Origin of the sequence: Halobacterium bonnevillei (assembly GCF_009831555.1) — an archaeon.
GTDB classification, from domain to species: Archaea; Halobacteriota; Halobacteria; order Halobacteriales; family Halobacteriaceae; genus Halobacterium; species Halobacterium bonnevillei.
Window position 1 is genome coordinate 16,728 of record NZ_WUUU01000021.1, and the last position, 12,520, is coordinate 29,247.

General features: G+C 68.6%; 11 protein-coding genes, 1 tRNA gene and 1 pseudogene. 8 read left to right on the forward strand and 5 right to left on the reverse strand.

What is annotated here, in order from left to right:
• Window positions 1-93: 93 nt before the first annotated feature.
• Entirely contained in the window at window positions 94-1,080 is a 987-nt protein-coding gene (locus GRX66_RS04805; protein WP_159525512.1) for an erythromycin esterase family protein, read from the reverse strand.
• Window positions 1,081-1,621: 541 nt separating this feature from the next.
• On the opposite strand from GRX66_RS04805, the gene GRX66_RS04810 reads away from it, so the two are divergent.
• Both GRX66_RS04810 and GRX66_RS04815 read left to right on the forward strand, forming a co-directional pair.
• The gene (locus tag GRX66_RS04810) at window positions 1,622-3,676 is read left to right on the forward strand and encodes a DEAD/DEAH box helicase (RefSeq protein WP_325063961.1); all 2,055 of its coding nucleotides are present in this window, start codon (window positions 1,622-1,624) and stop codon (window positions 3,674-3,676) included.
• Window positions 3,677-3,878: 202 nt separating this feature from the next.
• The gene (locus GRX66_RS04815; RefSeq protein ID WP_159525513.1) at window positions 3,879-5,729 is read left to right on the forward strand and encodes a cbb3-type cytochrome c oxidase subunit I; all 1,851 of its coding nucleotides are present in this window, start codon (window positions 3,879-3,881) and stop codon (window positions 5,727-5,729) included.
• Window positions 5,730-5,792: 63 nt separating this feature from the next.
• Here GRX66_RS04815 and GRX66_RS04820 read toward each other — a convergent pair whose 3' ends face one another.
• The gene (locus GRX66_RS04820; RefSeq protein ID WP_159525514.1) at window positions 5,793-6,215 is read right to left on the reverse strand and encodes a DUF6789 family protein; all 423 of its coding nucleotides are present in this window, start codon (window positions 6,213-6,215) and stop codon (window positions 5,793-5,795) included.
• 17 nt (window positions 6,216-6,232) lie between these two features.
• Window positions 6,233-6,514 carry a pro-sigmaK processing inhibitor BofA family protein gene (locus tag GRX66_RS04825; protein WP_159525515.1) on the reverse strand — a complete coding sequence of 94 codons (282 nt, stop codon included), beginning with the start codon at window positions 6,512-6,514 and terminating at the stop codon, window positions 6,233-6,235.
• Window positions 6,515-6,622: 108 nt separating this feature from the next.
• On the opposite strand from GRX66_RS04825, the gene GRX66_RS04830 reads away from it, so the two are divergent.
• Window positions 6,623-6,695 (forward strand) — tRNA-Pro (locus tag GRX66_RS04830).
• A 124-nt stretch (window positions 6,696-6,819) separates the two neighbouring features.
• Window positions 6,820-7,251, forward strand: coding sequence for a group I intron-associated PD-(D/E)XK endonuclease (locus GRX66_RS04835; RefSeq protein WP_159525516.1), 432 nt, complete (start codon window positions 6,820-6,822; stop codon window positions 7,249-7,251).
• A gap of 56 nt (window positions 7,252-7,307) precedes the next feature.
• Here GRX66_RS04835 and GRX66_RS04840 read toward each other — a convergent pair whose 3' ends face one another.
• A complete protein-coding gene (locus GRX66_RS04840; protein WP_325063962.1) occupies window positions 7,308-7,598 on the reverse strand; it encodes a DUF7526 family protein in 291 nt (96 codons plus the stop codon).
• 64 nt (window positions 7,599-7,662) lie between these two features.
• A complete protein-coding gene (locus GRX66_RS04845; RefSeq protein WP_159525517.1) occupies window positions 7,663-9,372 on the reverse strand; it encodes a sensor histidine kinase in 1,710 nt (569 codons plus the stop codon).
• A 125-nt stretch (window positions 9,373-9,497) separates the two neighbouring features.
• Between GRX66_RS04845 and GRX66_RS04850 the strand changes: the two genes are divergently transcribed.
• The 4 genes and pseudogenes from GRX66_RS04850 to GRX66_RS04865 all read left to right on the forward strand — a co-directional run.
• A complete protein-coding gene (locus GRX66_RS04850) occupies window positions 9,498-11,591 on the forward strand; it encodes a minichromosome maintenance protein MCM (RefSeq protein WP_159525518.1) in 2,094 nt (697 codons plus the stop codon).
• Window positions 11,591-11,863 (forward strand): DUF7854 family protein, encoded by a 273-nt coding sequence (locus GRX66_RS04855; protein ID WP_159525519.1) that lies wholly within the window; start codon window positions 11,591-11,593, stop codon window positions 11,861-11,863. Before GRX66_RS04850 ends, GRX66_RS04855 begins: the two co-directional genes overlap by 1 nt.
• Window positions 11,864-11,911: 48 nt before the next feature.
• On the forward strand, window positions 11,912-12,250 hold the full coding sequence (locus GRX66_RS04860; protein WP_325063963.1) for a DUF7855 family protein: 339 nt from the start codon (window positions 11,912-11,914) through the stop codon (window positions 12,248-12,250).
• A pseudogene (locus GRX66_RS04865) lies at window positions 12,247-12,520 on the forward strand (hypothetical protein); the annotation flags it as partial. The gene GRX66_RS04860 and the pseudogene GRX66_RS04865, both read left to right, overlap by 4 nt.

The window sequence follows — 12,520 nt, forward strand, 5'->3', positions numbered from 1 at the left end:
GCGACACGGACCGAGGGCTCGTCGGGCCGGACTGCGGTCCGGCGGTGACGACTGCATCGAACTGGTGGAGTAAGCCTGCGGTCGCGGCGTCCGCTACAGTGGCGTCGTGGGAGTCGCTGCTTCGACGAAGAACGCGCCGTCGAAGACGGCCACCGAGCGGTGCGAGCGCGCGAACGCATCGTCCTCGTCCGGGTGGACGACCCCGGCGACGAATCGGTGTGGGCGTTCGTCGGCGAGCCACGACGAGAGCGGCGAGTCGTCGGGCAGCGACCGGTAGTCGAGGAGGGCGCCGTCCGCGTCGAGGCGACTGAACAGCGCGGGGACCGAGTCCGCCGGGGGTGCTGGTACGTCGAGTTCGGTCATCGCGAGCGTCGTCCCGTCGAATTCGACGGCCTCGTCCTCGACTTCGACGGTTTCTGGGTCGACCGGCGCGTACGCGCGTGCGGTCCCGCGAGCGAACTGCGCGCCGAGCGCGTAGTAGCCGTCCCCGAAGCGTCGCGCGAGGTGCTCGCCCATCGTCAGCGAGGGGTGGCCGTCGCCGCCGAGTCGGCCCGTCTTCACGTGGTTGTTGTGCGCCCAGACGGCGACGACATCGGCGCCCGTGTGCTCGCGAATCCACGCGACGTTCTCAGCCATAAACTGGTCGCGGAGGCCCCACTGCTCGGTACGGTCGGCTTCGCGGCCGGTGCGCGCGAACTCACAGGCCTGGCGAAGCGTCCGGAGGTGCCGGCGAGCGAGCGGGGCGGTCTCGGGGACCGAGTCGTCGCTGTCGAACCATTCAGCGAGCGCGTCAGCCGCGCGCTCGGCGGTACGGAGGCGGTCCTCGTCTACGTCCTCGCCCTCGAAGACGCCGTCAGCGGCGTCGTCGAGGGCGTCCAGCAGGTCGGCGTCGAGGATGGCGGGGGAGGGCGAGTCGTCACGCGCCCGGAGTGCGGTCAGCCAGTCGCGGAGCGCGCTCGCGGCGCCGGCCGCGGACTGCACGTCGACCCCGTAGACGTCGACGCACTCCGAGGGCGGGCGGCCGTCGTTGAACGCGCGCAGCCACTCGACGCACGCCAGCACTTCCTCGGTCTCGTACATCGACAGGCCGAGGTCGGTGACGCGGCTCGCGGAGGCTGCCGGTGCCGTCGCGGACGGACTCGCGCAGCGCGAGCGTCTCCGAGAACGGCGCTTCCAGCGCGATCACGCGGAGGCCGCGGTCGACGACGAGGTGGTGCAGCAGGCGGTGTTTGAACTGCGCGAACTCCCGGGTTCGGTGGGTCGCTTCGCCGAGGCCGAGGACGTCGACGTCGTCGAGCGCGTCGGCGAAGTCGCCGAGGGGGTCGACGTCGGCGTCCGGGTCGACGTCGGCGTCCGGGTCGGTCGTTTCCAGGGGTACGCAGTGGTCGCGGAGACTGTCCAACACGTCGGATTCGGACTGTTTCGGTGTCATGGGAGCGCCGCGTTCGGGCGGCGGCCGGCCGTCCGCGGGACAGTGCCGCGGCTACGACCGAGAAGGACAACTCGACGTGTGGCAGCGACCGCAATAAAATCTCGGGATGCGAGCGCGCCGGGGCTGGCCGGCGGCGGGCCGCGATTGAGAGTCGAATCCCTGAAATACCGCGCTCTCGTACCCGTATTCGTGTCTGAGCAGGTCCAGCGCGTGGATACGTTGTTCCTCCACGAGTCCGGCGACCAGTACCTGGTCGCGGCTCGCCGGGGCGACCAGCGGCTGTTCCGCGCGAAGTTGGAAGTGACCGAGCGGGACGCCGGCCCGCGTCCCGGCCGGTTCCGCGTGCAGGACGGGAGCGGCGAGGAGCCGCGGAGCCCGGACCAGTTCGTGGACATCGCGCGTCGCGCCGACCGCATCCGCATCAGCCAGCAGACCTCCCGGCGCGGCCGCGAGGAACTCCGGGAACTGCTGGACGCCTACCAGCAGGACGCGAAAGTCGTCCGCACCTGCCGGTACTGCGCGGGGAAGGGGCGGTACTCGCCGATCACGTCGGAGACGGCCATCGAAGCGGACGGCGAGTACATCTGCCAGGACTGCGCCATCCGGGAGCTGGAGCGCGAGCTCTCCTTCAACGGGAACGTGAGCGGCGCGGCCCAGGACCGCCTCGAGGAGCTCCTGCTGGAGGAGCAGAACCTCGAACGCATCACCGGCCTCCTGCAGGGGAACCTCGACCCCGACCTGACGAAGTTCGACGAAGTGAGCGCAACGACGGACGACATCGACCCGGTGCCGGTCGCAGACCTCGACCTCCACCCCGGCGTCAAGGAGCTGCTGGAGCGTCGCTTCGACGAACTGCTGCCGGTCCAGAGCCTCGCCGTGGAGAACGGGCTGCTGGACGGCGACGACCAGCTCGTGGTGTCGGCGACGGCGACCGGGAAGACGCTCGTCGGCGAAATGGCGGGCCTCCACCGGCTGCTCTCCGGGAAGGGGAAGATGCTGTTCCTCGTGCCGCTCGTGGCGCTCGCGAACCAGAAGCACGAGGACTTCAAAGACGAGTACGGGGACCTCGCGAACGTCACCATCCGCGTCGGCTCTTCGAGGATTCGTGACGACGGCAACGCCTTCGACCCGTCCGCGGACATCATCGTCGGCACGTACGAGGGCATCGACCACGCCCTCCGGACGGGTCGGGACCTCGGCGACGTCGGGAGCGTCGTCATCGACGAGGTGCACACGCTCAAGGAAGACGAGCGCGGCCACCGCCTGGACGGCCTCATCTCGCGGCTGAAGTACTACTGCGAGGAGCGCGCCAAGCAGCGCCGGGACTACCAGGGCGCGCAGTGGGTGTACCTCTCCGCGACCGTGGGGAATCCGGGCGAGCTCGCGCGCGGAATGAACGCGACGCTCGTGGAGTTCGAGGAGCGTCCGATCCCCATCGAGCGCCACCTGACGTTCGCGGACGGCCCCGAGAAGCCCGACATCGAGAACAAGCTCGTGCGTCGGGAGTTCGACCAGGAGTCCTCGAAGGGCTACAAGGGCCAGACCATCATCTTCACGAACTCGCGGCGGCGCTGCCACGAGATTTCGCGGAAGCTGGACTACCCGTCGGCGGCCTACCACGCGGGCCTGGACTACGGCGAGCGCAAGTCCGTCGAGCGACGGTTCGGCAACCAGGACCTCGCGGCCGTCGTGACGACGGCGGCGCTCGCGGCGGGCGTCGACTTCCCGGCCTCCCAGGTCATCTTCGACACGCTCGCGATGGGCATCGAGTGGCTCTCCGTCCAGGAGTTCGAGCAGATGCTCGGCCGCGCCGGCCGACCCGACTACCACGACCGCGGGAAGATGTACATGCTCGTCGAGCCGGACGCGTCCTACCACGCCTCGATGGAGGGCAGCGAGGAGGAGGTCGCGTTCAAACTCCTCAAGGGCGAGATGGAGAACGTCGTCACGCACTACGACGAGACCGCCGCCGTCGAGGAGACGCTGGCGAACGTCACCGTCGGCGGCACCGCCGCGAAGCGACTGAACGACCGCATGCTCGGCGACGTGCCGACGAAGCACGCGCTCGGGAAGCTCGTGGAGTACGAGTTCATCGACGGCCTCGTCCCGACCGAACTGGGCCGCGCGGTGACGACGCACTTCCTCGACCCGAAAGCCGCGTTCATGATCCTGGACGGCGTCCGGAAGGGCAAAGACCCCTACGGCATCGTCGCGGACCTCGAACTGCGCGACGACGAGTACTGACGCCGCGCCGGCGAATTGGCTGTGGTTCCGCGAGCTGGCTCTGTTTCCGCGAACCGGCTGTGGTTCCGCGAAACCGGCCCGGGAGCTGACGCTGTCGGCGCTCGACGCAGAGTCACCCAGCGGCGCCCCGATAGGACGCGGTCAGCCGGGCCGGTCCAATCTGCCATTCGATTTTAATCGAATGCCAGCGAACCCGTTACCCATGGGTTCGGTCCGTGCGGCCGTACTGCTCGTACTGTCTGTCGCTGGTGCGGCTACCGTCCTCTGGGTTGCGTGGCGTGCCCAGCCCCAGGTCGACGCGAGCGCGACCAGCCGAGCGACCACCGAGCCGGCGGTGGCCGCTCGTGCTGACGGCGGAGACCCCGGAGCGCCCGACGAGCCCCGCGACGGACGCGACGCGGGAGCGCCCCCCGAGCTCGCCGACGGCGGCTCGCCGGCCGCCTCCGGGTGGTTGCTCGGGACGTCGAGCGCGCACAAGACCGGCGGCCTGACGCGCTGGCTGACCACCCTCGACCACAAGGACATCGGGCTGCTGTACCTCGCGTTCGCGACCGTCGCGTTCCTCTGGGGCGGCACCGACGCGATGATGATGCGGACGGAGCTGTTCGTCCCCAGCGTCACCGTCTGGGACGCCCACACCTACAACGCGCTGTTCACGATGCACGGCCTCACGATGCTGTTCCTGTTCGGGACGCCGGTGCTGGCCGGCTTCGGGAACTACGTCCTCCCGCTCCTCATCGGCGCCGACGACATGGCGTTCCCGCGCATCAACGCCATCGCATTCTGGCTGCTCGTCCCCTCGCTCGTGTTACTGCGGGCCGGCCTCCTCACGGACATGCTCGGGCACGCCCTCGTCGGCGGCGGCCTCGCGGGCCTCGGGGAGCAGCTCCTCTCGCTCGCCCCGCCAGCCACCGGCTGGACGTTCTACACGCCGCTGTCCACCAGCCTCGAACTCCCGACGGTGAGCGTCGTCCTGCTCGGCCTCCACCTCTCCGGACTGTCCGCCTTGATGGCCGCCATCAACTTCATCGTCACAATCTTCGTCGAACGCGACGTCCCGTGGCGCGACCTCGACATCTTCTCGTGGGCGATGCTCACGCAGGCCGGCCTCATCCTGTTCGCGTTCCCGCTGCTCGGGAGCGCGCTCCTCATGCTCCTGCTGGACCGCACCTTCGGCACCACGTTCTTCGCCGTCGCCGGCGGCACGCCAATCCTCTGGCAGCACCTGTTCTGGTTCTTCGGCCACCCCGAGGTCTACATCCTCGTGTTGCCGCCGATGGGGCTCGTCTCACTCATCCTGCCGAAGTTCGCGGGCCGGAAGCTGTTCGGATTCAAGTTCGTCGTCTACTCCACGCTCGCCATCGGCGTCCTCTCGTTCGGCGTCTGGGCCCACCACATGTTCACCACGGGCATCGACCCACGCCTCCAGGCGTCGTTCATGGCCGTCTCCATCGCCATCGCGGTGCCCTCCGCGGTCAAAGTCTTCAACTGGATCACGACGATGTACCACGGGACCGTCCGGCTCACCGCCCCGATGCTGTTCTGCATCGGCGGCGTCGGCACCTTCATCGTCGGCGGCGTCACCGGCGTCTTCCTCGCCGCCATCCCCATCGACCTCCTGCTCCACGACACCTACTACGTCGTCGGCCACTTCCACTTCATCATCATGGGACTCATCTCCTACGCCGTCTTCGCGGCGGTCTACTACTGGTACCCCCTCGTCGTCGGCCGGCACACCAACCACGCGCTCTCGGTCGCCCACTTCACCCTCACCACGGTCGGGATCACGCTCGCGTTCGGCGCGATGATGATCATGGGCAACGACGGCCTCCCGCGCCGGTACGCCGCCTACCCCGCGGAGTTCGCGCCGCTCCAGCAGGTCGCGACCCTGGGCGCCGTTCTCATCGCCCTCGGCGTCGCCGTCTGGCTGTTCAATCTCGTGCAGTCCTACCGCATGGGCGACCCCGTCACCACCGACGACCCCTGGAACCTCCGCGACCACGGCGACCGCCGCACCGCCGAGTGGGACGAACTCCCGTTCCGCGAGGACTAACCGCTACCGCGCTCCCAAGGACGACGGGCGGCCGACTGGACCGCGCGCAAGCGGGCTGCGGCGCTACACGTCCCGCAGCGAGTGGTAGACGGCCCCGAGCGTGAACCCGTAGAGGAGGTGCGCGAACAGCGTGAACGAGAGGTGGAGTGCACCCCGCAGCGAGGGCAGGTCCGGCGACGCGACAGCGACGTACACCACCCACAGCGGGAGACTGAACGCCATCCCCCGGATTGCGGGGTCGCGGCCGCCCGGCAATCGCGTCAGGTAGTCCTCGAGCGCCAGGAACACCAGCGGAAACACCACCATCCCCGCGACCAGGAACACCAGCAGCCCCAGCGCCGGCTGGTCGGGGACGCCCGCGTACCGCGAGATCGTCCCCCCGATTCCGAGCTGGAACCGCGCCTCCACCTCCGCGATCACCAGCACGACGGACAGCACGATCGTCCCCGCGACACCACCGCCGATGGTTCGACGTACCGGATCCATTCCCGAAACGCACCCCCTCAGACCACACCCAGCGGGAGCAACACCGCCGGCGCGAACGCGATTCCCAGCATCGCCAGCAACACGACCAGTATCGCGCCCGGCAACCCGCCGACCGCGACGATCAACAACGCCAGCGGCGTCACCGCCACGTCCGCACCCAGCGCCTGGGCCAGCAGGATGACCACCAGCCCCACGACGGCGTTCACGATGAACGGCTTCACCGCGCGAATCACGCGGTACGCGCCGAACAGCGCCGCCAGCACCAGCAACGCCAGCCCGATCTCCAGTGTCGTCGCCATATCTACCCGAAACACACCCACTGCGAAAATCGTTGTGGCGGTCACGGCCGCCGCCACCCCACCCGGGAACGAAACCCTTAGGCCGCACGCGGCGGTACGATGGGGTACGGGACCGTGGGGTAGCTTGGTATCCTTTCGGCCTTGGGTGCCGATAACCCCGGTTCAAATCCGGGCGGTCCCACTCTCTCACGGCTGATTTCTCGAACCGACGAGCTAACTCCAGGACGGACGCGACCACCAAACAGCCCAACTGTGCTGGAGAAATAGTCAATAAAGACAATATAGTCTCGCGGCCGGGTTCGTGTATGGAGACGCATCGGAAAGGAGAGTTAACGGAGGCCGTGGCCATCGCGGAATTGAAGCGGCGGGGCGTACCCGTTGTGGTCCCGTTCGGGGATAGCGAGCGGTACGACCTCGTTGCCGAGGCGTCCGGCTCGTTCTACCGGTTACAGGTGAAGACGGGGCTATTCGACGGCGAGACAGTCGAGTTCAGGGGTTACTCGGTGCACACAAACTCACGCGGGAACGTCCACGACCAGTACGAGGAGGACGTCGATTACTTCCTCGTCTACTGCCACGACCTGGAGGCGATGTATCTAGTCGACGAGGACGACGTCGCCTCGAACATGCGTCTCCGCGTCGCCGAACCGGACGTCGAACAGCCCAGCATCAACTGGGCGGAGGACTACGAGTTCGACGAGCAGTGGCCGCGGCCGGGCGCCCCGGCGCGGAACTGACGGCGGCGACAGTCGCCGTCCGCGCGTTCCGGGCCGCTGGGCGGCCACCCCGCCAGTTATTCGAATCGCGTGACGTCGTAGACGCCCGGCATGTCGGTCGCTTCGGCGACGGCGGTGACCTCCGCTCCCTCCTCGGGCGCCGAATCCGCGACCAGCGTAATCGCCTCGATCGGGCGCCGCAGGAGGAACGACTTGATGCGTTCGGGCCAGGACGGCGCGCCGCCCTTCCGGCAGACGAGCACGTAGCGGGCGTCGGCGAGGTCCCGGAGTTCCGGCGTGAGGTCGTGGTCGGCGACCGCTTCGGGGTCCACGACGGCAAGCACCTGGGTGTCCAGCGTCTCGGGCACACCGGATCGAGGTCGCGGAGGCGAATGAATCTTCCCGAACGACTGCGCGGGAGCGGGTCGGAGGTTACGCTTCGTCTGCGGCCGGCGTCGCGTTCTCCGCGAGTTCGACGTCGCGGATCTCGAAGCGCGCGCCCGGCTGGTCGTCCTCGTCGAAGACGGCTTCGGTGACGTCGATTGTCCAGCCGTGAGCGTCCGCGATGGTGTGAATGATCGCCAGCCCGATGCCGGTGCTCTCCGACGACGACCACCCGACGTCGAAGACGTCGTCGCGGTCCGGGGCCGGGATTCCAGCGCCGTCGTCCTCGACGTAGAATCCGCTGGCGTCCGGGAGGGCGCCGACGCGAACGGTGACGTCCGGGCGGCCGCGCTCCGCGGCGTCCCGGGGAGCCTGCGAGTCAGCGGTCCTCGAACCGTGTTCGACAGCGTTCCGGAAGAGGTTCTCTAACACCTGGACGACGCGGTCCTCGTCGCCGACGAACGACACGTCGTCGTCGACGACGAGTGTCGAGCCATCGGCGGCGACGGAGTCCCAGGCGTGCTCGGCGAGCGCGCGCAACGAGAGGCGAGTCTGGTCGCCGATGTCCGCGCCTTCCCGCGCGAGCAACAGCACGCCAGTGATGAGGTCGTCCATGCGGTCGAGTGCGCGCGCGACGGCCGCGAGATGTTCGCTGTCGCGCTGCTCGCGTTCCAGTTCGAGGCGGCCGGTTGCGACGTTCAGCGGGTTCCGCAGGTCGTGGCTCACCACGCTGGCGAACCGGTCGAGGCGCTCGTTCTGGCGTTCGATCTCCCGGCGGTGGCGCTCCTCGGTGGTGACGTCCGACACCACGACCATCCGGCCGACGCGCGTCCCGCCGTACGTGAACGGCGTCGTGTCGACCCGGAGGAAGCGACGGTCGTCGCCCATCTCGCGTTCGAGGACCTCGCCGCTGTCGAGCGCGTCGGCGGCCGCGGGTACCACGTCGGCGAGCGGGCGGCCGGTCGCGCCAGCGAGCGCCGGGAACAGCGTCACGGCCTCCGCGTTGGCGTCCCGGACGTGGTCGTCGTCCGTGAGGAAGACGACGGCGTCGTCGGCGTCGCCGGCGAGCTGGACGCGCTGGAACAACTCGAGGTAGACGAACAGGACGCCCACTGCGAACGCCGCGACGCCGACCGACTCGTAGGTGATCTCCAGCAGGAACGTCGTCGATCCGCCGACGACGTCCGCCAGCACGGGCAGCCCGGTGACGCCGACGAGCGCGAGCAGCGGCTTCGTGTCGGCGCCGGTCTTCGCGAGGAACTCGAACAACACGAAGTAGCCGATGCCCGCGAGCAGGTACGCCAGCCCCATTACGAGCCAGTGCACGACCTGGTGTTCGACGGCCAGGTGCGGGAACGGGGTCGTCGCGGGCTGGGTCGCGAAGTACAACCCGTGCATCGGGTTCGTCACTTTCAGCGCGACGACCGCGAGGTACGCGCCGACCGCGATGCGCCGCAGGAGCGAGTTCCGGTGCAGACTGCGGCCCGTGTACGCCGAACAGAAGTACAGCCAGGCGCCGACGGTTGCGAGGCCGAAGACCAGGCCGACGGCGTAGACGGCGACCTGTAGCCGCTCGGACGGGAGCACGAGGAACCCGACCTGTGCGGCCGCCCACACACCGCTGGCGATCAGGAGGGCCGTGAGTCCGCGCCGCGTGTCCGGGTCCTCGACGTGGCCGACGCGCGTCAACCCCGCGAAGCACGCGGCAGCCGACACGCCGAACACCGCGACGTAGCTGGCGAAGAGCAGTTCGGTCATCGGAGCACCGGAGTTACCCCGTTTTCAAAGCCGGGTTCCATAGCTGTTCCGGGCGGGCCAGCGACGACGTCCTCCCACCTTTGCGAACCTTCATAGGCGAGGCCGCGCTACTCTCCGTGGACAGAATGGCGCAGGCCGCAAACCAGGAACTCGTCGACAGGTTCGAGGAGTTCTACCGCCGGTACTACAGCGACGACGTCGCGGAGCTCGCGCGGAAGTACCCCCGCGAGTCGAAGTCGCTGCACCTCGACTGGCGGGACCTCTACCAGATGGACCCCGACCTAGCCGACGACTTCATCAACCACCCCGACGACCTCAAGGAAGCCGCCGAGGAAGCCCTCCGGCTCTACGACCTCCCCGTGGACGTCAGCCTCGGACAGGCGCACGTGCGCGTCTACGGTCTGGAGGAATCCACCGAAATCCGGGCGATCCGGGCCGAACACCTCAACTCCCTGGTCAGCGTCCAGGGCATGGTGCGGAAGGCCACGGACGTCCGTCCGAAGATCGAGCGCGCCGTCTTCGTCTGCCAGCGCTGCGGCGCGGAGACCGAAGTCCCGCAGGGCGACGCGGGCTTCCAGGAGCCCTACCAGTGCGAGAGCTGCGAGCGCCAGGGGCCGTTCAAACTCGACCCCGAGCGCTCGGAGTTCGTGGACTCCCAGAAGCTCCGCATCCAGGAGTCACCGGAGGGACTGGCGGGCGGCGAGACCCCGCAGAGCATCGACGTCCACATCACCGACGACATCACGGGCGAGGTCACGCCGGGCGACCACGTCACCGTCTCCGGCGTGCTCCGCCTCGACCAGAGCGAGGGCAGCGACGAATCCCCCGTCTTCGACCTCTACATGGAGGGGCTGTCGGTCGTCATCGAGGACGAGGAGTTCGAGGAGATGAACATCACGGAGGAGGACAAACAGCAGATCGTCGAGATCTCGGAGCGCGAGAACCTCTACGAGCAGATGGTCGACTCGATGGCGCCGTCTATCTACGGCCACCGGGAGGCCAAACTCGCGATGATCCTGCAGTTGTTCTCCGGGGTCACGAAACACCTCCCCGACGAGTCCCGCATCCGCGGCGACCTCCACATGCTACTCATCGGGGACCCGGGCACTGGTAAGTCCGCCTTAATTTCATACGTCCAAAATATCGCGCCGCGGTCCGTCTACACGTCCGGGAAGGGGTCGTCGAGTGCGGGCCTCACTGCGGCGGCGGTGCGCGACGACTTCGGGGACGGCCAGCAGTGGACGCTCGAGGCAGGTGCGCTGGTCCTGGCCGACCAGGGCGTCGCGGCGGTGGACGAACTGGACAAGATGGCCGCGGACGACCGCTCCGCGATGCACGAGGCGCTCGAACAACAGAAAATCAGCATCTCGAAGGCCGGCATCAACGCGACGCTGAAAGCCAGGTGTTCACTGCTGGGCGCGGCGAACCCGAAGTACGGGCGCTTCGACCAGTACGAACCCATCGGCGAACAGATCGACCTCGAACCCGCGCTCATCTCGCGGTTCGACCTCATCTTCACGGTGACCGACAAACCCGACCCCGAGGAGGACGCGAAGCTCGCCGAGCACATCCTCCAGACGAACTACGCGGGCGAGCTGAACACCCAGCGGGAGCAGTTGGCGAACTCGAACCACACCGCCGACGAGGTGGCCGCCGAGACGGACACAGTCGCGCCCGCCATCGAGGCGTCCCTGCTCCGGAAGTACATCGCGTACTCGCGGCGGAACTGCTATCCGACGATGACCGACGAGGCCAAGCAGGCCATCGAGGAGTTCTACGTGGACCTGCGCGCGGAGGGCCAGGGCGAGGACGCGCCGGTGCCGGTGACCGCCCGCCAGCTCGAAGCGCTCGTTCGGCTCGCGGAGGCGTCAGCGCGGGTTCGGCTCTCGGACACGGTGGAAGTCGCGGACGCCGAGCGCGTCATCTCCATCGTGCGGTCGTGCCTGCAGGACATCGGCGTCGACCCCGAGACCGGCGAGTACGACGCGGACGTCGTGGAGACCGGCCGGTCGAAGACCCAGCGCGACCGCGTGAAGAACGTGAAGGCGATCATCAAGGAGATCGAGGACGAGTTCGACGAGGGCGCGCCCGTCGAGGAAGTCCTGGACCGCGCTGAGGAGGTCGGGATGGACGCCGACAAGGCCCGCCACGAGATTGACAAACTCAAGGAGAAGGGCGAACTCTACCAGCCGAACAAGGACCACCTCCGCAGCATCTGATGGACCGAATCTCCGCGCTCCGGAACGTCGAGGACGCGCTCGCGGACTTCGAGGACGGCGACGCCAGCCTCGGGGACGTCGAGGACCGCGTGCTCGGCGTGCTGCGGACGTACGCGACGGAGTTCGAGGACGACGGCGCCGCGTTCCGGGCGACCGGCGACCCGCGCGTGGAGGGCGTCGTGGTGGTCGCGGAGTCGGAGGACGCCGCCCGGGAGCGGGTTGCCGAGCGGGTCGACGGCGACCCCGAGTTCGGCGTCGAACGGCTAGTTTGATTCCGCCGTTCCGAAAGTAATTTTAAGTTTCGTTCGAAGGTCCGAGTAGTGCTGCTGGTCGTGACGTACTCGCAGGCCGCCCGACAGACGCTCCGCAACGTCTGTACCACCCACGAGGACTGCGTCGTCCGGCGGTTCGGGCGCGCAGCGCTGTTCGCGGAGACCGAACTCGGCGCGTTCCACGCGCTGCGCCTCCGGGAGAAGCACGGCGGCGACGTGCAACTCGAGCGGACCGAACCGCTGAACGAGTTCAGCGACGTTCCCGATCGCGTGCGGACGGCCGCGTCGGCCTACGAGACTCGGGACGCACGGAGCACGCCGTACGCGAAGTTCGCCACGGGGACGACGCACCCCGACCCGGACGCGATGAACGACGCGGAGCTATGAGGGTCCGCTTCGGTGGCGTCGAGCGCTGCGGCCGCGCAATCGACCTCCGGGACGTCGACGTCACCGCGGACGCCGTCCTCCGGGCGGTCCGGGACCCGGACGACGGCCGCGTGGTTGCGCCACCCCCGCGGACCGGTGGGGGCGGCGGATTCGCCGCGGGACCGAGGCTGCACGACCGCGTGGGCTTTGCTGCATCGAGGCGTCACCGTTTCGACCGTCCCGGCGGTCGCTGCGGCGGCCCGCTCGCGGTGTGCGAGACCGAGTACGACG